This window comes from Gardnerella vaginalis, assembly GCF_001563665.1.
Lineage (GTDB): Bacteria > Actinomycetota > Actinomycetes > Actinomycetales > Bifidobacteriaceae > Bifidobacterium > Bifidobacterium vaginale_A.
In genome coordinates this window covers 68,609-89,717 of record NZ_KQ961872.1, presented here as the reverse complement: position 1 = coordinate 89,717, position 21,109 = coordinate 68,609, and the positions used below count along the sequence as shown (strand labels likewise).

18 protein-coding genes are annotated in these 21,109 nt (G+C 37.5%); 14 read left to right on the top strand and 4 right to left on the bottom strand.

All coding sequences use genetic code 11. The features are described 5' to 3' along the window. Positions 1–470: 470 nt before the first annotated feature. The 10 genes from HMPREF3230_RS05120 to HMPREF3230_RS05075 all read left to right on the top strand — a co-directional run bounded on the left by HMPREF3230_RS05120 (position 471) and on the right by HMPREF3230_RS05075 (position 15,250). Positions 471–2,075, top strand: coding sequence for a type I restriction-modification system subunit M (locus HMPREF3230_RS05120; RefSeq protein WP_075523858.1), 1,605 nt, complete (start codon positions 471–473; stop codon positions 2,073–2,075). Further along, positions 2,072–3,283 (top strand): restriction endonuclease subunit S, encoded by a 1,212-nt coding sequence (locus HMPREF3230_RS05115; RefSeq protein WP_075523857.1) that lies wholly within the window; start codon positions 2,072–2,074, stop codon positions 3,281–3,283. The genes HMPREF3230_RS05120 and HMPREF3230_RS05115 overlap by 4 nt, the downstream gene beginning before the upstream one ends. Before the next feature lie 40 nt (positions 3,284–3,323). Next, on the top strand, positions 3,324–6,770 hold the full coding sequence (locus tag HMPREF3230_RS05110; protein WP_075523856.1) for a type I restriction endonuclease subunit R: 3,447 nt from the start codon (positions 3,324–3,326) through the stop codon (positions 6,768–6,770). Between the two features lie 206 nt (positions 6,771–6,976). Then, positions 6,977–8,836, top strand: coding sequence for an FTR1 family iron permease (locus HMPREF3230_RS05105; protein ID WP_082266302.1), 1,860 nt, complete (start codon positions 6,977–6,979; stop codon positions 8,834–8,836). Between the two features lie 111 nt (positions 8,837–8,947). Then, positions 8,948–9,580 carry an iron transporter gene (locus HMPREF3230_RS05100; protein WP_075523855.1) on the top strand — a complete coding sequence of 211 codons (633 nt, stop codon included), beginning with the start codon at positions 8,948–8,950 and terminating at the stop codon, positions 9,578–9,580. Positions 9,581–9,708: 128 nt separating this feature from the next. After that, positions 9,709–10,980: a DUF2318 domain-containing protein gene (locus tag HMPREF3230_RS05095; RefSeq protein ID WP_075523854.1), complete on the top strand. Its 1,272-nt coding sequence runs from the start codon at positions 9,709–9,711 to the stop codon at positions 10,978–10,980. A 13-nt stretch (positions 10,981–10,993) separates the two neighbouring features. Next, positions 10,994–12,325, top strand: a complete 1,332-nt coding sequence (locus tag HMPREF3230_RS05090; RefSeq protein WP_075523853.1) for an ABC transporter permease — start codon at positions 10,994–10,996, stop codon at positions 12,323–12,325. Next, positions 12,315–13,646, top strand: a complete 1,332-nt coding sequence (locus HMPREF3230_RS05085) for an ABC transporter permease (RefSeq protein WP_075523852.1) — start codon at positions 12,315–12,317, stop codon at positions 13,644–13,646. Before HMPREF3230_RS05090 ends, HMPREF3230_RS05085 begins: the two co-directional genes overlap by 11 nt. Positions 13,647–13,742: 96 nt before the next feature. Further along, the gene (locus HMPREF3230_RS05080) at positions 13,743–14,588 is read left to right on the top strand and encodes an ABC transporter ATP-binding protein (RefSeq protein WP_082266301.1); all 846 of its coding nucleotides are present in this window, start codon (positions 13,743–13,745) and stop codon (positions 14,586–14,588) included. Between the two features lie 44 nt (positions 14,589–14,632). Beyond that, positions 14,633–15,250: an FMN-binding protein gene (locus HMPREF3230_RS05075; protein ID WP_075523851.1), complete on the top strand. Its 618-nt coding sequence runs from the start codon at positions 14,633–14,635 to the stop codon at positions 15,248–15,250. On the opposite strand, the gene HMPREF3230_RS05070 is transcribed toward HMPREF3230_RS05075, so the two are convergent. The 4 genes from HMPREF3230_RS05070 to HMPREF3230_RS05055 form a co-directional block, all read right to left on the bottom strand. Then, entirely contained in the window at positions 15,251–15,673 is a 423-nt protein-coding gene (locus HMPREF3230_RS05070; RefSeq protein ID WP_075523850.1) for a hypothetical protein, read from the bottom strand. A gap of 532 nt (positions 15,674–16,205) precedes the next feature. Next, complete coding sequence (locus HMPREF3230_RS05065; RefSeq protein WP_075523849.1) at positions 16,206–17,378, bottom strand: sensor histidine kinase; 1,173 nt, start codon at positions 17,376–17,378, stop codon at positions 16,206–16,208. Positions 17,379–17,412: 34 nt separating this feature from the next. Further along, positions 17,413–18,066, bottom strand: a complete 654-nt coding sequence (locus tag HMPREF3230_RS05060; protein ID WP_075523848.1) for a response regulator transcription factor — start codon at positions 18,064–18,066, stop codon at positions 17,413–17,415. Positions 18,067–18,100: 34 nt separating this feature from the next. Continuing rightward, the gene (locus tag HMPREF3230_RS05055) at positions 18,101–18,562 is read right to left on the bottom strand and encodes a hypothetical protein (RefSeq protein WP_075523847.1); all 462 of its coding nucleotides are present in this window, start codon (positions 18,560–18,562) and stop codon (positions 18,101–18,103) included. Positions 18,563–18,915: 353 nt separating this feature from the next. On the opposite strand from HMPREF3230_RS05055, the gene HMPREF3230_RS05050 reads away from it, so the two are divergent. From HMPREF3230_RS05050 to HMPREF3230_RS06465, 4 genes are all read left to right on the top strand, one after another. After that, positions 18,916–19,506 carry a type IV toxin-antitoxin system AbiEi family antitoxin domain-containing protein gene (locus HMPREF3230_RS05050; protein ID WP_075523846.1) on the top strand — a complete coding sequence of 197 codons (591 nt, stop codon included), beginning with the start codon at positions 18,916–18,918 and terminating at the stop codon, positions 19,504–19,506. Further along, the gene (locus HMPREF3230_RS05045) at positions 19,503–20,348 is read left to right on the top strand and encodes a nucleotidyl transferase AbiEii/AbiGii toxin family protein (protein WP_075523845.1); all 846 of its coding nucleotides are present in this window, start codon (positions 19,503–19,505) and stop codon (positions 20,346–20,348) included. Before HMPREF3230_RS05050 ends, HMPREF3230_RS05045 begins: the two co-directional genes overlap by 4 nt. A gap of 250 nt (positions 20,349–20,598) precedes the next feature. Beyond that, positions 20,599–20,892, top strand: a complete 294-nt coding sequence (locus HMPREF3230_RS05040) for a DUF2089 family protein (RefSeq protein WP_075523844.1) — start codon at positions 20,599–20,601, stop codon at positions 20,890–20,892. Beyond that, complete coding sequence (locus HMPREF3230_RS06465; RefSeq protein ID WP_155642917.1) at positions 20,889–21,062, top strand: hypothetical protein; 174 nt, start codon at positions 20,889–20,891, stop codon at positions 21,060–21,062. The genes HMPREF3230_RS05040 and HMPREF3230_RS06465 overlap by 4 nt, the downstream gene beginning before the upstream one ends. Positions 21,063–21,109 lie beyond the last annotated feature (47 nt).

Here is a 21,109-nt window from a genome sequence, read left to right as displayed (position 1 = left end):
TTAAAAAATTTTCAAATTTGCGAAGTGGGATTTGTGTGCTGTTTTGCAAAAATGTCAGTATAGATGAATATTTTTTGCACGCTATGCCTTCATTTTGGCAAAATGTCGGTATAGAATAGATTGTTACGTTAGCTAAGCAATCATTTTGTAATAAATGCGTTATTTGTATATAAGCCAAATTGCGCAAACAAAATATCGCAAACAAGATTGTTAGCGCGCTTAACGGTTTGATTGAGCTTGAAATGGTTGATTCGGTGGGTGAGCGCACTATTCGGTATGCGTTTTCTAAAAAAGCGAATGAAATACTTGAGTGAAGAAAATTATGTTTAGTTATGCTGAATTGTTTAGCAATGTTTATTGTGCGCGCTTACAGTAGAATATTAAAGAACGCTTAGTTAATTATTGCGTATGTTAATTATTGCGCATAGTTAATTATTGCGCATACGTTTGCACAAATGGGGAGTAGTAAAATGGACACTCGCAAAGAAGAAGAACGCGCTGAGCTGCATCGCACGATTTGGAAAATTGCTGATGATTTGCGAGGTTCCGTTGATGGCTGGGACTTCAAAGCATACGTATTGTGCACTATGTTTTATCGTTATATTTCCGAGAATTTATGCGATTATATTAATAAAGATGAGCACGAATCTGCAGATGGTGATCCAAACTTTGATTATGCGAAAATAAGTGATGAAGATGCTGAGTCTATTCGAAGCGAAATGATTTCTGCTAAAGGTTTCTTTATACTTCCTAGCGAACTGTTTTGTAATGTGTTGAAGAATGCTCCTCAAGATAGCAATCTAAACGAAACATTAAGTCGTGTGTTCCGCAATATTGAAGCTTCTTCTCAAGGCACTGATTCGTCTGGTGATTTTAAGGGATTATTCTCAGATTATGATGTGAATAACATTAAGCTTGCAGATACTGTTGAAGGTCGCAATAAGCGTTTTGTGAAGTTATTGCAAGTGATTAGTGAGATGAAACTTGGCAGTGTAAGCAACAACGTGATTGAGGCTTTTGGTGATGCTTACGAGTATTTGATGGGCTTGTACGCTTCTAACGCTGGAAAGTCTGGCGGTGAATACTTTACGCCTGCAGAAGTCTCAATGCTGCTGACGCGTCTTGGAACTACTGGAAAATCAAGCATTTCTGACGTGTATGACCCCGCGTGCGGTTCTGGCTCGCTTCTTCTAAAAGCGAAAAAAGTTCTCGGCGTTGAAAACATTGATGGCGGTTTTTATGGTCAAGAAAAGAATGTTACTAGCTATAACTTGTGCCGTATGAACATGTTTTTGCACGATGTGAATTTTAACAAGTTTGAGATTACGTGCGGAGACACGCTTATAAATCCGCAAATTGATGCTAATAAAAAGTTTGAGCTAGTGGTTTCTAATCCGCCTTATTCTACGAGTTGGGAGGGGGATTCTAATCCGTTGATGATTAACGACCCTCGTTTTGCTCCAGCTGGAGTTCTTGCTCCAAAAAGCAAGGCAGATATGGCGTTTGTGCTGCACTGTTTGGCGCATTTGGCAGAAAATGGTGCTGCTGCTATTGTTTGCTTCCCTGGAATTATGTATAGAGGCGGAGCTGAGCAGAAGATTCGTCAATATTTAGTTGAGCATAATGCTGTTGATTGTGTGATTCAACTTCCGAGCAACTTATTCTTCGGAACTTCGATTGCTACATGCATTATGGTTTTGCGTAAAAACAAGCAAAACGACACTTCTATATTGTTTGTTGACGCAAGTAAAGAGTTTGTAAAGTCAACGAATAGCAACAAGCTTTCGGATGAGAATATTGAGCAAATTGTTCAGTGGTACACTTCTCGCAAAGATGTGGAGCATATTGCGCACGTGGCATCTTTGGAAGAAGTGGAATCCAATAAATATAATCTTTCAGTTTCCACGTACGTTGAAGCGGAAGATACTCGTGAAAAGATTGATATTACGGAGCTTAACGCGCAATTGAAAACGATTTGCGCTCGCGAGCAAGAGTTACGCGAACAAATTGAGAAAATTGTGAGCGAGATTGAAGCTGGCAGCGTTAATGCAGAAAATATCAAGGTGTCTAAATGACTAGCAAACTTGAGGAGCTAATTGCCAAATTGTGCCCTAATGGCGTGGAGTATAAGACGATTGGCGAGATTTGCAATATTTCTGTGGGAGGAGATGTCCCTAAGAATTCAATGTCAAAGCAAAAAACTGAAAAGTATTCTGTTCCGATTATCAGCAATGGAATCGGAGAGAATGCACTTTATGGGTATACGGATGTGCCGAAGGTTAAAGAACCTGGGGTAACTGTAGCAGCAAGGGGAACTATTGGATATGCAGAATATAGAGATTATCCATTTTATCCAATCATCCGTTTGCTTACCGCTATTCCAAAGGATGCGACAGCTGTAAATACTAAGTATCTTTATTGCTGTCTGCAAGGTAAACAGTATAGAAGTCCAATGGGTGGCATTCCTCAATTGACGGCTCCAGAACTGAAAAAAGTGAACATCCCCATCCCACCTCTTGAAGTGCAAGCGGAGATTGTGCGGATTTTAGACACGTTCACAGAGCTTACAGCAGAGCTTACAGCAGAGCTTACAACTCGTAAAAAGCAATACGAATACTATCGAGATACCTTACTTACGTTTAACGATAATAATCCCCTACACTCGCTTATATCACGCTACTGCCCTAATGGCGTGGAGTATTATAAAACTTCTGATTTGGTGAGAATGTCATTTTGGCTAATGCCTGCAACTCCAAGATTTATTGAAGATGGGATTCCTTATATAACGTCAAAAAATGTAAAAAATGGAGTTATAAATTTTGAATCGGCAAAATATATTGATTGTGAAGATTTTGCTGAAATATCAAAAAATCGTCCTATATGTGAAGGCGACATGCTTATTACCATGATAGGTACTATTGGTGAAGTAGCAATAGTAAAAGGCAATACAAAGTTTTATGGGCAAAATTTATATCTTTTGAGATTCGATAAGACGAAAATTATAACCAAGTATTACTACTATTTTATTACTTCTGAAAAAATACGAAATTCAATAATCAGTAGGAAGAACCCATCGAGTCAAGGATATATTAAAGCTGGTAATATTGAAAATTTACAAATCCCCATCCCACCTCTTGAAGTACAGAATCAAATCGTAAAAATTCTGGATTGCTTTGACGCGTTGTGCAATGATTTAACTCAAGGCTTGCCTGCAGAAATCGAAGCTAGACGCAAGCAATACGAGTACTATCGAGATCAACTCCTGAACTTCAAACGTGCGTAATTAAAAAAATGTGAGTAAGAGTAAGAAAGAAGGAAGCAAAATGAAAATCGTGTTAGAGAATCAAGATAGCACTGTAATGTCTACGTTTACGCCGAGTGTGCGAAGTGACGGAAGCTATCAAAGCGAAGCACAACTCGAAGAAGAGTTCATTAACATTTTGCAATCCCAAGGCTACGAGTATGCTCATATTCACAACGAGAAAGATCTTATAGCAAATCTTCGCGTGCAAATCGAAAAGCTCAACGACTATCATTTTTCAGACAGTGAGTGGGAAAGATTTTTCAAAGAAAATATTGCAAACAGCACTGAAAATATAGTTGATAAAACAGATACTATTCAGCGAGATAACGTTAAAATACTCAAAAAAGATGACGGCACAAATAAGAACATTACTATTATTGACAAAGAAAATATTCACAAGAATATTGTGCAAGTAATCAACCAGTATGCTGTTAATGCTGCTGATGGCGCAAACGATAATGCAAACGACAATACTGCAACAAGCCCTGCTTATAGCAATCGTTACGATGTGACGATACTAGTAAACGGCTTGCCAATGGTTCACATTGAGCTAAAGCGCAGAGGAGTGCCTATTAGAGAAGCGTTCAATCAAATTAACCGTTATGCTCGTGACTCATTCTGGGCTGGAAGTGGACTATTTGGATATGTGCAAATTTTCGTAATCTCAAATGGTACTGAAACAAAATATTACTCTAACTCAACTCGCAATAATGCTTACAACGAGCAGAAAAGTAAAGGATCTAGCAAAAGCACAACAAGTAACAGTTTTGAATTTACAAACTATTGGTCCGATGCTCAAAACACTATAATTTCCGACTTATGCGATTTTGCTAAAACCTTCTTTGCAAAGCACGTAATTCTTAACGTTCTTACGAAATATTGCGTGTTTAATGCAGACAAATGCTTGATGGTTATGCGACCATACCAGATTACTGCAGCAGAAAACATAGTGAATCGCGTAAAATACATGTTTGCTAATGCAAGCAAAATGCCGGCAGCAGAGCGCCAAAAAGGCGGTTATATTTGGCATACTACGGGATCTGGTAAAACGCTAACCAGCTTCAAAACATCGCAGCTAGTAAAAGCATTAAAAGACGCAGAAGGCAATAATCTTGTTGACAAAGTTTTGTTTGTTGTAGACCGTAAAGATCTTGACTATCAAACGATGAGAGAGTATGACACGTTTGAAAAAGGGGCTGCGAATAGTAACACTTCAACAGCTGTACTTACAAAACAGCTAGAAGACAATACTGAAAAACGCAGACTTATTATCACTACTATTCAAAAGCTTAGTAAATTTATAAGCAGCAACCCAAGTCATGAAATTTACAAAAAGCGCATAGTGTTTATTTTTGACGAATGCCATAGAAGTCAGTTTGGTGGCATGCATGCGGATATTGTAAAACACTTTAAAAATAGCTTGCTTTTTGGGTTTACTGGCACTCCAATTTTTGAAGCGAACGCTGCTGGCTCTGACGCTACGCATATTTCTACAACCGAGCAAACTTTCGGTCCTTGCTTGCACGCGTACACAATCATTAACGCAATTAACGATAAAAACGTGTTGCCATTCCGCGTGGAATATGTTTCTACTGTAAAAACGGCAAGTGAGCTTGAAAAAGCTACTGACGAATTGGTTACAGACATTAATCGTCCCGAGGTAATTAGGCACAAAGATCGCGTGCATAATGTTGTTCAATACATTATTGAGCATTTTACTCAAAAAACGTATCGAAATGAGAAAACTTACAAATACAAGCGCATTCTTAACGTTAAAGAACTTGCTGCAGATAAGCATAATACTTTAGAGGCTGAAAAATCTTCTGAAGAAGTTGATGTAAACGGTTTTAATTCAATCTTCGCTGTTGCAGACATTCCTCTTGCAAAAGTGTATTACAACGAGTTCAAAAAGCAGCAGCAAAACTTGCCACCAAGTGAGCGATTAAAAGTAGTAACTATTTTCAGCTATGCAGTAAACGAGGGCGAATCAGATTCTTCGGCGTACGGCAACGGCATGGGTTCTCTTGGAGAAGAAAATTCCGAAAGTACGGCAAAGTTAGACGTGACCTCGCAAGAATTCTTGGAAAGCGCAATAAAAGACTACAATGAAATGTTTAATACTGCGTATGATACGTCAAATGACAAATTCCAAAACTATTACAAAGACGTTTCAATTCGTATGAAAAATAAGGAAATTGACGTTTTGATTGTAGTCAACATGTTCCTTACTGGTTTTGATGCAACAACTTTGAACACGCTTTGGGTAGATAAAAATCTTCGCATGCATGGGCTTATTCAAGCATTCTCTCGCACGAATAGAATCTTAAACTCTGTTAAAACATTCGGAAACATTGTGTGCTTTAGAGATTTGAGCCATCAAGTTGACGAAGCTGTAAGTCTTTTTGGAGATAAAGATGCGCAAGGCGTTGTGCTTTGCCCTACGTTTGAACAGATTTACAACGGTTATGTTGATGCTAAAGGATTTGATCGCTGTGGATACAGTGATTTAGTGCATGAGCTTATGGAAAAGTATCCGTTGCAAGGATTCAACATTATTGGAGAAGATAATCAGAAAGAGTTTATATCGCTTTTTGGCAATATTTTGCGCTTGCGTAACATGCTGAAAGCTTTTGATCAATTTGAAGGCAACGAAATAATCAAAGAGCGCGATATGCAAGATTACTTGGGACACTACCAGGATTTGCATGAAGAATGGAAAAACAAAGAGGAAAAAGGCGAGATTGCAGACATTGCTGACGATGTTGTGTTTGAGATGGAGCTTGTGCGCCAAGTAGAAGTAAATATTGACTACATTTTGATGTTAGTGGAACGTTACCATAGCAAACATTGCAAAGATAAAAATGTTTTAGCATCTATCAAGTCGGCAGTTGATTCTAGCCCACAATTGCGTAGTAAGAGGAAACTTATTGAAGATTTTATAGCGCAATTAAATGAGAATGAAGCTAATATAAATAAATTCGAATATTCTATCAATAGTACTGATGGAAAAGATAGTGAAGATCTTGACTCTGAGTCTAAAAAATATTCAAATTATGATGAAAGTTCTGTTCATGCATCGCATGGGAATAATCTTATGGACAGTGGGAATAATCTTATGAACAGTGGAGATAATCTTATAGACAGTGAAAATAATCTGAGTGTTGTTGATAGATGGAGAGAATACGTTCAGCAAAAATACGATTATGATTTATCTGAATTGATACAAAGTGAGGGATTGAATGATTCTAAAACTCGCAGATTCATGTATAAGTCTTTTAACGCAGGTGAAGTTAGTGAGCTCGGAACTGATATTAATGATCTTATGCCGCGTATGAGCAGATTTGGTTCTGCAGCTCGCGCTCGCGCTCAAAAGAAAACTCGTATTATTGACAGAATGAGAGAATTGTTCAATGAGTTTGTTGGAATCATTGGTTTTTCTCAATACGATTCCAATTACGAAAGATAATTCTCATTATCACTATCATTTTGCAATTTAGTTATATTTTTTCTCTCTAGCTATATCAATATCAATGATATGTCGATATTATAAATTATGTGCGTTTAGTTTGGGGACTGTGCATATAAGGGGTATGTGCTTTTAGACGCAGAAATTTTGTGAGTGAGTGATATAGATTGTACGAGCTTTAAGGGGAAGCTTCGAGAGGAGATGCGATGCGCGCGTCAATAACATCGCGCCAGAGGTATTCTGGAGTTTTCGCGCTAGTTATATTGTGCATATCTGTAATGTTATGTGCATGTTCCAGCGTTTCGTCTTTTGCTTTTGCTGAAGGTTCTGAAGGTTCTGAAGGTTCGTATGCTACTTGGACTTCAGTTTCTCAAGCAATTGATAATGAGTTAAGCAAAGGCAAAAGTGAATACAAAGACGGAAATATATCTGGTGCTTCAACAAGGTTTCAGGCAGCTTATAATTCTGTTTATGTTGGTTCAAACTTTATTACAGTTGTTAGAGATACAATCGGGCAAGATAAAGTACAATCTCAGTCTAATCAATTTCAACAGCTTCAAACGTTAGTTTATCAACAAAATCAGGGTTCTAAGATTGATTTAATCGTAAATGCTTTGAATGCAAATATTTTAGACACTGCGAAAAAGCTTGATGCGAATCCTAAGCTAGATAAACCGAATGTTTATGCTAAAAAATTGAGTGAGCAAATCAAAGCTGAACGTAAAAAACTTGATGCTGCAAAAAAGAAGAATTTAGGTCGAAATGGCAGGACTTGGAGTCAGGTTGCGTCTGAAATGAACGTTATTCTTGATAAGTCTTTAAAAATTTACGATCATGCAAAAGGCAACAAAACTGATGTCGCTAAAGCTGTAGATTTAATAAACGATGCATATTATCAGTATTACGAAAAACTTGGATTTGAAAAAAATGTGATGAATGCGATTAGCGGAAGTCGCGTTTCTACAGTTGAATATCAATTCAAAGAGTGCCGACAATCTATGAACGGTAGCGCTAGTGTTAATCAAGTTAAAAAAGTTGTTGGAGATCTTAAAGCAATGCTTGTAGAAGATTCTGCAAAACTTGATGGCGGTACTTCTTCTAACGCTAATTCTTTAATGCAATTCATAACAAGTCCTTTTGGACAAGCATTCGTGATTTTACTTCGCGAAGGATTAGAAGCTTTGCTAGTGGTTGCAGCAATTATTGCTTACTTAATTAAATCAGGCCACAAAAATATGGTTAAGTATATTTATTTAGGTTTGATTGCTGGTATCGTTGCTTCTCTTATAGTTGCAGGTTTGTTTGGCTTGCTATTCAACGGTTCTGGTCCACAGCAGGAAATTACAGAAGGCGTTGTGGCTTTGTTTGCTATGCTCATGTTGCTTTATACAAGTAATTGGATGATTTCTAGATCTTCTGTACAAGCGTGGAACTCTTATATTCGTGAGCAAACTACTTCTGCTGTATCTTCTGGTAGTCTGATTTCTCTTGCATTGCTTAGTTTTCTAGCTGTATTTAGAGAAGGCGCAGAAACTGTAATTTTTTATCAAGCAATTTTTGCTGTATCAAATGGAGCTGATTCTACGATTTGGGGAGGATTCGTATCTGCTGCATTGGTATTAGTTGTAATATTCTTGTTAATTCGTTTCGCGTCAGTACGCATTCCAATCCGACCATTTTTCACAGGAACAAGTGCTCTTATGTCTGTGTTAGTGGTGATTTTTGCAGGTGGTGGAGTGCATGCGTTAATAGAAGGAGACGCTCTTGCTGGTATGTATATTCAAGGCTTGCCAACTAACGATTGGCTTGGATTCTATCCATATGTTGAAACTATTGTTGCACAAGTTATTGCTGCAATAGTTGTTATTGCGTTGCTGTGTGCTTCTATTGTGCGCAGTCGTAAACAGTGTATGGAGAAAAATCCAAAACAGGCGTCCGAAGATGATTCTTCACGTGGTTCTTCTTGCAGTTCTTCTTGCGATGAGAAATCATTACATGTTGTTTCTTCGCAAAATGCTACGGAATCATTATCGGCAAATCACACGCATAGTGAAAATAAAAGTTAATAAGAAAGTAATAAGAAAGTTAATAATCAAAATCAGCCGAATATTATCCGATTAAAGGTTAAATAAAAAGGTTAGATGCTGGTTAAATAAAAATAAAAGAAAAGGCTAAATATGAAAAATAGCAAGATAATTACAATAGCAGCTTTAATGCTTGCTGGTATGCTCGCGCTTTGCGGTTGCGGCTCTAATGGTAATTCTGCTAAGAGTGCTGATAAGCCAGCGTCTTCTGAGCAGAAAGCTGACGATAAAGGTGAAGATAAAGGCTTTGAAGAAGTACCAGTTGGACCTCATCAAGATCAAAACATTGGACCTCTTACTATTGGTGCAGTGTATTTCCAACCAGTTGATATGGTCCCTGCAGGAATGGGCTTGAAAGCTTCAGAGGCTAGTTTCCATCTTGAGGCAGATATTCACGCAAATAAGGAAGGTACTAAGCTTGGCTACGGTAAAGGCGAGTTTATTCCAGATTTGACTGTGAATTATGAGATTGTTGACAAGTCTAGTGGAGAGTCAGCAGGTAAAGGTACTTTCATGCAAATGAATGCTTCTGACGGTCCTCACTATGGTGCAAACGTTAAGCTTGACAAGGCTGGTAACTATAAGCTCGTTCTTTCAATTGAATCTCCAGAAAAGAAGGGTTGGATGTTGCACGTTGATCCTGCTACAGGTGTGACCGGCAGATTCTGGACTGAGCCAATCAAAGCAACATTCGATGATTGGAAGTACACTCCTCGTCAATGGTAGTAATAATTACTAATTGCTAGTAATTATTGGTAACAGTAAGCAATAGTTGGTAATTGTCATCAATTATTGAATTATATTGTTAGCAATTATTGAATTATAGATTGTAAATAATAGCAAAGGAGGGAGTTATGCTCAGACTGTTTGTTACAGTGCTGCCTGGGCTGCTCCCTCTTGCTTTACTTACAATGGGATTAAATTCCTCTCTTAGTGTTGGAGAAGGAAAAGATAAGCCTATAAGCGCGCGATGGAGATTATATGGATTATCTTTAGGCACAGTTGCTGCACTTATTTTTGCTATTCTTCGCGCAAGCGTAGTAATAAATCAGCGCAATTTTATTAACATGCCTGCATTATGCATTGCAGTTCCAATAGATATTGCAGCTATTGTTGTTGTAGTTTGCTCACATAAAACTGTTGAAAACTGGCGTGAGCGCCCTATCCTAATACATATAAGTAATGCGATTGGCGCGGTTTGCTTAGCGCTTACTGTATTTTATGCTCTTCCAGACGTGATTTTGCAGCTTACGATTTTCGTAGATTCAAGTACTCCGCCTTTTACTTCCGATATGCTACTTCGTGCTCTTGGATTTGTTCTTGGTGTTATTGTAGCTATTTGTTTAAGTCTTATGGTGCGTTCATTGCGAGTTACGTCTAACGCAATTTCATTCAAAATTGCAATTGTGCTTAGCATGATTATTTTGCTTGTTCAGCACGTAACGTCACTTTTGCAAATCATGCAAGGAAGTATTCTTCTTTACATAGATGATTTTTCTTTCAGTGTGCTTGTTTGGCTTATTAACAATGCTCACATGATGATTATTGCGCAAATTTGCGTGTTTTTAATTCCTGCTGCTGCTTCTGTCATAATCGGTTTTAAGACGGCAGCAGTTGGAGAAAATACTGCACAGATGCGCGTAAAACGAGCATTTAAAAGGAAATCTCGAAAGTCTGCGCTCGCGGCATTTCTGGCTGCTGTTACTGTAATACTTACGCTTACTTTTGGCGTATCTCTTATGAATGTTAAACCAACTTTGACTCCTCCTGAACCGTACGAATTGCATGATGGAATTGCAACTATAAACTTCGTGCAAATTTCTGATGGTCATCTTCATCGCTTCCAATACAAAGCGAAAGACGGAACTATTATGCGCTTTATTATTATTAAAAAGAATGGTGGAGCGTACGGAGTTGGATTGGATGCTTGTGAAAATTGCGGAGATGCAGGATATTACGAGAAAGACGGTAAAATTATTTGCCGCAAATGCGATGTAGCAATTAACTTAGCGACAATTGGATTTAAGGGTGGCTGTAATCCTATTCCTTTCCCGTATAAAGCTTCGCACGGCAAAATCACTATTCATACTGCTGATTTAGATGCGCTTAGCTCGCATTTTAAGTAAGGAGCAACTTTAAATGTTTATGATACGCATGGTTGCTCGATCTCTTGTGCGACAATTAAAAAAACGCGTTCTAATTGCTCTTGTAGTTTGCTTAAGCGCATGCGTGAGTGTTGCTATGCTTAGTGTTGTTTACGATGTTGGAGATAAAATTAACGCAGAGCTTAGCTCATATGGTTCAAATATTGTTGTTCAGCCAAAATCTAACGCTGTAGTGAATGATTTGTATGCTTCTAGAGAGCGGACGAATTCTTCTTTACGTAGTCTATCTGTTGCAGAAAGCCAAGAGTCAACTGCTTTTTTGAAAGAATCGGATGCTGCGAAAATTAAAATGATTTTCTGGGCATTTAATATCACAAATTTTGCGCCGAAAATAAGAGTTCATGCAGATTTGGAATCTAAGTCTTCTTCTAATTTAGTAATTCCGATTATTGGAACTTGGTTTAATCGCAAGCTTTCGCTCGCTTCTGGTGAAACAACAGTTGTAGGTGTTAAAGGATTGCGCTCGTGGTGGAAGATACGTTCAGGCAGATGGGCAAAAGATAATCAATCTGAGGCAATGGTTGGTTTTAAATTAGCTGAGCGTTTACATGTAAAACTTGGTCAGAGTTTGCGTTTGCTTCGTTCAGGGCGCCATGTTTCGTTGCGCGTTGTGGGCGTTTATGAGTCTGGGGATGATGACGATAACGCAATTTACGCAAATTCTATTGACGCTCAAAACCTTGCAAATAAGCCGAATATGGTTGATTCGATTGAAGTAAAGGCACTTACTACTCCTGAGAATGATTTAGCGCGTAAAGCTGCTAAGAATCCGGCAGCTTTAAGTCAGGAAGAGTGGGAAACTTGGTATTGCACGGCTTACCCGAGTTCTATTACTTACCAAATTGAAGAGGTTATTCCGGAAGCTGTAGCAAAGCAGGTTCGTCAAGTCGCAGCGTTGCAAGGAAACGTGCTTAATAAAACTCGTGCTGTTATGGTTTTGATGACTGCATTAAGTTTGATTGCGGCTGCAGTTGCTGTAGCAAATCTTATGGCAGCTTCTATCTCGGAGCGTTCTGGAGAGCTTGCATTGCTCAAAGCAGTGGGTGCTCGAGATGGTGCTGTTATGCGTCTTATGCTTATGGAAACTGCTGTTATTGCGTTCGGCGGAGCATTGCTCGGTATGATTTTTGGTTTTTCAGTAGCTCAGATTATTGGTTTTACTGTGTTTAGCTCTGCGATTTCGTTCCGACCAATGGTTTTCGTGCTTGTGTTTGTGTTGCTCGCGCTAACTGTTCTTGTAGCTGCAGGCTCATCGATTCGTTCGATTTTAAGCGTGCGTCCTGCGGAGGTGCTTCATGGCAGGTAAATCTTATATGACGTCAAATAATACGATGTTTATCACAATGCTATTTAGCGCGGTATTTCGCCGTAAATCGCGTGCTTTAATGGCTGTTATTGCAACTCTTGTTGGTGCTGCTACTCTGTTTTGTTTGGCTGCAATCTGCTTGGTTGTACCTCAACAGATGAGCGATGAGATGCGTGCCTATGGAGCGAATATTATCGTAACGCCAATTGATGGCGAGTGGAAAAACGGTATTGATCGTGCAATGGTTTTACATACTAATGATATGGTTCTCGCAAAAGGTGCTATGCGTTTTGCTACGTATCGCTATGAAAATGTGCGAATCAATGCAGCTCCGTATGTGCTTGCTGGTGTTGATGTTCGTTTAGTGAAGTCACTAAATAAGCATTGGAATGTTGACGGCGCTTGGCCTAGTAGTGGAAATGTGATGGTTGGGCGTGACGTGGCTCACGCTATGGGATTGAAAATAGGATCTCGTATTTCGATTGCGTATAGATCTACTGATAATACTGTTGGCTCTCATAAGCCTGCAGACAAGCATGATGATAAGTCTTCTGATAAGTCTTCTGATAGGTCTTCAAGTAAATCTGCAGGTCAATCTGCAACTCAGTCTGCAAATAATTCTGCGCAAAATTCATCTCAACAAAAACTTGTTGAAGGCAGAGTTTCAACGGATATTATGGATACTCACGGCACAACTTTCCGTGTTTGTGGCATCTTGGATACTGGCGGAGCTGAAGATTCTATGTTGTATGCTCTTAATGCGGATGTGGATACTCTTACAGGAATAAAGCGCGGAGCAGATGTGATTGCTTACTCGTCTTCTGCTCATAGTGTTGATGCTGTTGTGAGAAGTATCAACGATATGACTTCTATGCGTGTGCGCGCTCAGCAAGTTACTAAAGTCACTGCTGCTGACACTGGAATTATTACGATGCTTCGTAGCCTGTTTTGCATAGTTTCGCTAGTTGTGCTTGTTTTGATGATGGTTGGTGTGAGCACTACTATATCTTCGATTGTGCAGCAGAGGCGAAATGAGATTGGTTTGCGTAAAGCTTTGGGTGCGAGTGAGAGAAGTATTTGCTTTGAGTTCACTATGGAGTCTGGATTATATGGCTTTATTGGCGGAATTGCAGGTACTGCAGTAGGTTATGTGTTTGCGCGATTGCTTGCGAGGATGGTATTCTCCAGAGATTTGAGTGTGAATTGGTGGTTAGTTATGTTTTCCGTTACTTTTAGTGTAATTGCATCTTGTGTTGCTGCTTTGCCTCCTGTTTTGAAGGCTTCGAAAATTGATCCTGCGATTGTTCTTCGAGAAGAATAGTTTTAAGCAAAATCTTTTTAAATTATCCAATGTTTGAATTGAGAATTTTAGTGAGTTTAGTTGAGGATTTAATATGACACAGAATAAGGATTTAATATGACACAGAATATAGAAAATAAGCTGGAAAGTACTTGTCTTAAGCCAAAAATGCTTTTGACTTTGGATCATATTTCCAAGATTTATGGATCTCTTCGCGCTGTTGACGATTTGTCACTTACTGTTCCGGAAGGGCAGTGGCTTTCAATTGTTGGATCTAGCGGATCTGGAAAAACTACTTTAATGAACATTATTGGATGCATGGATTCTCCGACTAAAGGCTCTGTGTCTTTACAAGGTAGAAAACTTGAAGATCTTAATTCTGGACAACTTGCAGACGTTCGTAAAAATGTAATTGGACTTGTGTTCCAAAAGTTTTATCTTGTTCCGCATTTAACGGCTGTTGAAAACGTTATGGTTGCGCAATATTATCATTCTGTTGTTGACGAAGCTGAAGCCTTGGATGCTTTGGATCGAGTTGGTTTGAAGGATCGCGCTCATCATTTGCCAAGCCAACTTTCAGGTGGTGAGCAACAGCGTGTTTGTGTTGCTCGCGCACTTATCAACTGCCCGAAGTTGCTGCTTGCGGATGAGCCAACTGGTAATTTGGATGAAAAAAATGAGCAGATTGTGCTCGAATTGTTTAAACAACTACACAATCAGGGAACAACTATTATTGTTGTAACTCACGATTCTTTGGTAGCTCAATGTGCAGATCGAGAAATTATGCTCAATCACGGTGTTCTTGTTGGTGAGCGTTGGAATAATGATGATGCGCGCAAAACGTACGAGGAGATTGGTGGAAAGCCTGCTTTTACAAGTGCTCATGTTGATGAAAGTGTTGCTGAAGTTTTACAAAGTCATGATCCGACTAAGTCGCCTAAATTAGCGAATTTAGATGATTAGTTGCGCGAAGTTTTAAAATATACAAGATTTGAAGGCGATGTTTTATGGTTTCAGATAACACGTTTCACGATGTTTCACACAATGATTTGAAAACTAAAAAAGTTGCAAAAACTGTGGCTACGCTTGCGGCTATAGCTGCGTCATCTGCTATGTTTTCTGCTTGCGGCGAGCCTAATGCTGTGCCAATGAACGATGAGTTTGCTGGTAATTCTGGTCAAAGCGCGGACGATGGTGGTAATCCTTCTGGAAAGTATGATTCTGGAGCTCAACAATCTCAATCTTCTGCGCAAATTGAGGATTCTGCAGATTCTAAAAATCCTCAAAATCCTCAAAATCAGCATAAAGTCGACACTGGTAATTACAAAGATGGCGAATATAAAATCAAAGCTACATATGGTCCAGTTGCAGAAGACAGTTTTGACGTGAATCTAAATATTGCAAGCGGCAATGTGAGCAGCGTTGAAATCACACCTCACCCTTTTACGCCTGTTTCAAAAAAGCATATGGACGCTTTCTCTAAGGTGATTTCTAGCAAAATCGTTGGGAAGCCGCTAAAAGATTTGCATATTTCGGTTGTTGCTGGAGCAAGTTGGACTAGCGATGCATTCAACAAAGCTCTTGACGTTGCGCGCAAAGAGTCTTCAATTAACTCTGCAAAATAATTACATAACGCGCTCGCGCTGAGCAAAAGAAAGAATCATAACCAATACGCTATGTACGCAAAAATTCAAGCATATGAGAATTGTATTTACTTCAGAGCCTGGATAATATGCATAATTTGTCATAGGAACTTGTAGTAGTTCTGCTAATGATTGTGCATACATGCAAATAAGCGTAGATATAACAAAAAGTGCTACTAATATTATTGACATTATCCAGCGTTTGCGCTCGCGACAAAATGCAATAACACAAGCCAACAATACAAGATTTACTACACTCGTCCATGCAAGACCGGCATATAAAATATACGCGTTCGATGTGTTAATAAAATATCTATATGCAAGAGTAAGTATGCATATTGCGTCAAGTGGAATAAATAATAACCACGCATACTTGCGTTTACAAATGTCCTTTAACGAATTCATTATTTACCTCCTTCATAAAAGAATAAAAAATATCATAAAATTTTAATATTTAGCACGTACTGATAAAAGAAACTAGCAAAGCGCTAGTTGCATGCATCTTTACGGTGCAACTAAACAACACACTGAAAATTTTACTATTGCATTTATATTGATGTCAATAAAATCATAAAACGATGCCTTATGTATCTAGAATTGTTGTTTTGCTGTTATGAGTATTGTTTTGCTGTAAATATCAATCAAATATATTTAATATATTAAAATGTGTGATTTTGGTTTTAATCATTGAATGTGCGCACTGTAATAGTTGATTAACGTTGTAAACATGACGCATGTTGTAGTGGCAGATTTTGCGATTTTTGCAATTTTTGCCACGATAACTCTTATAACATAGCAACAAAACAGAATTTTGCATCACAGATTAACCGCTTGCTTGAATCTGTTTCGCAAGAACGCATCCAAATACTCGATTGAAATAGATCTAAGTACTCGATTAAAGCGCAAGAAAGTACAATAAGTTATTCTTGCACAATGGCTATTTCTCTACATGAAGTGGAACGTGTACATTAATAATCCACGAATCGCCATCTTCAATAACTTTAAAAGTTCCGCCAACTTGTTCCGCAAGCATCTTATGAAAACGCAGTCCATATCCTAATTGCAAGTTAGCAAGAATACCGCGTTGCGCACTATTTATACACGTAATATGACATTCATGGTCATTAAGCATTACATTCATAGCGTATTCTTTAGGCTTTGCAGCATGCTTTTTTACGTTCGCAAGCAGTTCTCTGCAAATATATTCAATTTGAGCACATTCTTCAAAAGGCAAATGGATTGACCTAGAATCTTCAGCAGCTAAATCACTACTCAAATCAATGGAACCAATATAACCAAGCTTTTCAAATGACTTTTGTTCACAGTCAAATAAAACACGTAAGCCTGTGCAAAAATCTTTATAACATGTAGTCGATTGCATAACATCGCCAGTGCTTGCAGTTGCAGCATTGTCAAGAAGAGAAATAATATTACGTGCTCTATGAACAGTTGTAGTAGCACGTTGAAGAATCTCTCGCGAATTTTCATTCTCTTGGTCATGAGTTGTTTGAGGTTCAATAGATTGTTGTGCCATTATCATAATGCTGGAAAGCTCATTAGTTACTTCATCGTGCATGCGAATTGCTGCAATAGTGGTATATTTTTGAAAAACGTTGTAACGCTGTGCAAATAACTGTTCCTGTTGCTGGTGAATAGTAGAAATATAGTATTTTACAATTGCGCTAGAAATAAGAGTGATAAGAAGCCACCACCCCAACACATAAGCGTTTTGAAAATCGCATATAATAAATAACCATGAAGATACCCCGCAAGAAGAAAGCGCTGTGTACCAAGGTTGAGTAATTACAGCAATTGCCAAACAAATCAATATGGTAAGCATCATAGATGAATAGTTGATATTTGGCGCAATAATTACCAACGGCATCCAAATAAGCACAATAAAAGATGCTTTACGAGGCCATATTGCAATGCATAAGCAGATTACAATCCATACTATTTCAACCGCAATTGCATGACAATTAGAGTAGTAATGAAGATTATTATAGAAACAAATTTCAAGAATCAAAGTACAACTTATGATTGCACCAATTCCAATTTTCTGCCAAGCATCATGCGGCAAAAAATTGATCATACGCGTTAATAATTTCATAACTACCTACTTTTACACGTTAATTTCTTACACGTTATATGTCATGCGAATATTTTGCGAGCGCAGCAAGCGCCTGCATTCGACTTCGGACGTGAAGTTTTCCATAAATACGCCGTAAATGCGTGTTGACTGTTGAAACTTTCACATTAAGCTGATCTGCAATCTCTTTCGTAGAAGATCCCTGTTTGCACAAGCGCATAATTTCCGATTCTTGAGGAGACAAAACTGAAGTCTTCGGAAGTTGAGAAATCATATTAAATGATTCTTGCGGAGTGTGAAAATAGTCAATATATTGTGGCAATTCTGGACACCCATAGCTTGTTGTGCGCGATTGTATAGCTGCAACTACGTCTGATAAATTGTCTTTATGCACTAACGCTTGACCACCCGACTTAGCAACTTGCAATACGTATTCATCTAACATGTAGGAAGTAATGCCAATTAAAACAATATTGCTATTGCGCTCGCGAATTGCTTTAATTACATCAACGCCACTCATTTCTCTCATTGACATATCTACTAAAAGTATGTCAGGAGTATTTTCTGTAACGCAACGATGAATAGCTTGTTTTGCAGAAGAACACATCCATGCACAAACAAAGTTTTCAGGCAAACGACTTTTTAGAAGAAGTTGCATATATCGCAATACAAGCGTGTCATTATCAACAATTGCGTAAGTAGTGTTCATACAATATATGGTATCTTGTTTGGGAATCCACTTATCAAGAGATGTGCGATTGTATTGTTTTTCTCAAATTATCAAGATTGTACACATTAAAGTGCCATACGCTAGCACTTTCCGTTGGCACACTCCATTCTTCGGTTTTACTATTGACAGTAAAGCGAATTATTTGAGTTGTTGGCTTATTTATAACTTCAAAATTAGTGAGTTGATTCCACGTAATGCGATGAAGATGCTTATCGTCTAATTTAGCTAGATTGCCCGAGCCTAAAATGGCATTCGGATTAACAACAATAAACTCATTATCAGTGGCGGCAACAATACGCGCATCAACGCTTTGCGCTACATAGAATAATCGAGGTAATAAAAATAGTTTGATTAAATCTTTCCACCAAGGGTCGTACTTCATAGTAAGCACATACGTTTTACCAACTGAAAGATTATGCGCTTTAAAGTACTCAACAATATCCTCTTCTCGTATACCGCGCAAAGGATTAGTCATAATAAGCACCTACTCGTGATTCTTGTTTTGTAAATTATCAACATACTAACGTGCAGATTTTATCTACACAAATAGGCGTACCTATTTTTAACGATAGTGCTTTTAGAAAACTTTTAAAAACTTTTACTATTAGCAGTTTGTATGTTTCCAACAATCAATATTTAAGGATATTTCCGTTTTGGAATTATTTTTAAGTAGAGACGTACTTATGGAGTTATCGTGGCAGTTTTTGCTAATTTTGCAATTTTTGCCACGATAACGTGCTTAAAAAATATAGCGTTGCAATTCTTTGTTGCTTTTACACTACAAAAAATATAAAATATTAGTATGAAAGCAACAGAAGTGAGGCTATTGTGTCAAACAAAGAGATACTCCTTAACTATTTAGATAATAATCATGGAATAATTACATACAAGGATTGTAAAACATTAGATATTCCAACTATATATTTAACTCGTTTGAAAGACGAAGGTGTTCTTAATCGAATTGAAAGGGGGATTTTTCTCTCTTCCAATGGTGATTATGACGAATATTACTTCTTTCAATATCGTTATCCACAGGCCGTATTCTCTTATGTTTCAGCTCTTTATCTTCAAGGTTTTACAGATGAAATTCCACAACATTTTGAAGTAAGCGTTCCTAGAGGATATCGTTTTAATAATCCACCCTCAAATTTAGCTATTCATTGGGTTTCAAGATTGTATAGCAAGTTAGGCGTTACTAAAACGGCTACCCCAATGGGGAATGAAGTACGTGTCTATGATTTTGAACGTATTATTTGTGATTTTATAATAAACAGAAACAGCATTGATTCTGAACTCTTTGTTAAAACTCTTCAAGCTTATAGTAAGTATAACGGGAAAGATCTTATAAAACTTCATGAGTATGCAACAAAAATGAATATATCCAATAAAGTTAAGCAAACACTGGAAGTGCTACTGTGAATAAAGCAAAACTGACAGCATTGTGTCATAAAATGTCCGAAAAGACTGGTTTAACATTTAATTCTGTTATGACTTATTATTTTCTTGAAGTTATTTTGAAAAGATTAAGCCAAAGTCATTATTCAAATCACTATGTTTTCAAAGGTGGATTCCTTCTGTCAAACATAATAGGTATCAATTCCCGCAGTACGGTGGATATTGACTTTCAGTTTCATAAAATGGAACTTTCAGAAGAAAAAGTTAAAAAACAACTAACAGAAGTTTTTGCAGATTCAAAAGATGATATAAGTTTTTCTATTCAGTCTATTATAGCTATTAAAGAAAGCGATGATTATGGAGGGTATCGCGCAACAATTTTGTGTGAGCTGGAAAATATTAAACAAATTGTTCATTTGGATATTGCTACTGGTGATGTTGTTACGCCACAGCCAATAAATTACTACTATAAAGCTATTTTTACTGATGAAACATTCCCAATTATTGCTTATAACGTTGAAAGTATATTAGCGGAAAAGCTCCAGACTATTTATTCACGCAATTTTTTAAATAGTCGCAGTAAAGATTTTTATGATATTTTTATTCTTTTAAAATTAAAAAAGAATGATATTGATTTTTCGCAATTAGTGATAGCTTGCCAAAGAACTTTCTTATATCGTGAAACAGAATTAGATTTTAATAAGATAATTAAGCTTCTAGAGTCTTTTAAAACTGATTATACGCAAAATCAACAGTGGCAAAATTATTCGAAAAAATATAGCTATACGAAAGGAATAACATTTTCAAGCGTACTCGATGAAATTATAAACTTATTGAACGTTCTTAATGCTAAGCAAAATGACTAAATTTTGTACCCATTGGCGACATAAAAATGTCGCGTTATTTTTATGAGGTTATCATAAATGTTGATTTCTCGCCATTTATTGCGTATCTCTATTATTTGCGCTGGCGACAAAGCGACAATTTTGGCGACATAAAAATGTCGCTTTGTATCATATTTCTCATGCTTATTCTTGACAAAATCATACAGTGACTTTAATATTTTTAATAAAAGTTTAATTTAATTAAAGTTTATAGGCTGAAGAAAGGGGTGATATGGATCATATTCCAAGATGGATGGCTAATCTCACAGACGAAGACATGTCGTTTATAAAGAACTTTGTATTATCGTCTGGATCGTTAAAAGAAATGTCGCAAATGTATCAAGTCTCTTACCCAACGATGAGAATCATGCTTAACAGGCTCATTGAAAAACTGCGCATAAGCGACAATGAACCAGAAGACACGTTCGTTCTTTTAGTAAAGAGTCTTGCTATTGACGATAAATACGATGTTGACACAGCTCGAACACTCATAAATGAATATAGAAAAAGAAAGGATGAATCATGAGCTATGCATTATTTGGTCCGATAATTGACATTCTTATTGTACTTGCTATATGCGTATTAGTGTTATTTATTGCAAGAAGTCTTATTCGCTATGCGCATTCTCTTAAGAAAGACGATAAGTCATCTAAGCAGTCTGCAGAAGATAAAAGAATTGCGTTACAGGACTTATAAAATACAAAAATGAGTTATCGTGGCAGATTTTGCGATTTTTGCAATTT

Coding starts and splice junctions, on each gene's coding strand:
- HMPREF3230_RS05070 (WP_075523850.1), bottom strand. CDS start 15,673: ATGAATTCGTTAAAGGACATTTGTAAACGCAAGTATGCGTGGTTATTA.
- HMPREF3230_RS06465 (WP_155642917.1), top strand. CDS start 20,889: ATGAGCTATGCATTATTTGGTCCGATAATTGACATTCTTATTGTACTT.
- HMPREF3230_RS05120 (WP_075523858.1), top strand. CDS start 471: ATGGACACTCGCAAAGAAGAAGAACGCGCTGAGCTGCATCGCACGATT.
- HMPREF3230_RS05090 (WP_075523853.1), top strand. CDS start 10,994: ATGTTTATGATACGCATGGTTGCTCGATCTCTTGTGCGACAATTAAAA.
- HMPREF3230_RS05110 (WP_075523856.1), top strand. CDS start 3,324: ATGAAAATCGTGTTAGAGAATCAAGATAGCACTGTAATGTCTACGTTT.
- HMPREF3230_RS05100 (WP_075523855.1), top strand. CDS start 8,948: ATGAAAAATAGCAAGATAATTACAATAGCAGCTTTAATGCTTGCTGGT.
- HMPREF3230_RS05080 (WP_082266301.1), top strand. CDS start 13,743: ATGACACAGAATATAGAAAATAAGCTGGAAAGTACTTGTCTTAAGCCA.
- HMPREF3230_RS05085 (WP_075523852.1), top strand. CDS start 12,315: ATGGCAGGTAAATCTTATATGACGTCAAATAATACGATGTTTATCACA.
- HMPREF3230_RS05055 (WP_075523847.1), bottom strand. CDS start 18,562: ATGACTAATCCTTTGCGCGGTATACGAGAAGAGGATATTGTTGAGTAC.
- HMPREF3230_RS05105 (WP_082266302.1), top strand. CDS start 6,977: ATGCGCGCGTCAATAACATCGCGCCAGAGGTATTCTGGAGTTTTCGCG.
- HMPREF3230_RS05040 (WP_075523844.1), top strand. CDS start 20,599: ATGGATCATATTCCAAGATGGATGGCTAATCTCACAGACGAAGACATG.
- HMPREF3230_RS05060 (WP_075523848.1), bottom strand. CDS start 18,066: ATGAACACTACTTACGCAATTGTTGATAATGACACGCTTGTATTGCGA.
- HMPREF3230_RS05115 (WP_075523857.1), top strand. CDS start 2,072: ATGACTAGCAAACTTGAGGAGCTAATTGCCAAATTGTGCCCTAATGGC.
- HMPREF3230_RS05075 (WP_075523851.1), top strand. CDS start 14,633: ATGGTTTCAGATAACACGTTTCACGATGTTTCACACAATGATTTGAAA.
- HMPREF3230_RS05095 (WP_075523854.1), top strand. CDS start 9,709: ATGCTCAGACTGTTTGTTACAGTGCTGCCTGGGCTGCTCCCTCTTGCT.
- HMPREF3230_RS05065 (WP_075523849.1), bottom strand. CDS start 17,378: ATGAAATTATTAACGCGTATGATCAATTTTTTGCCGCATGATGCTTGG.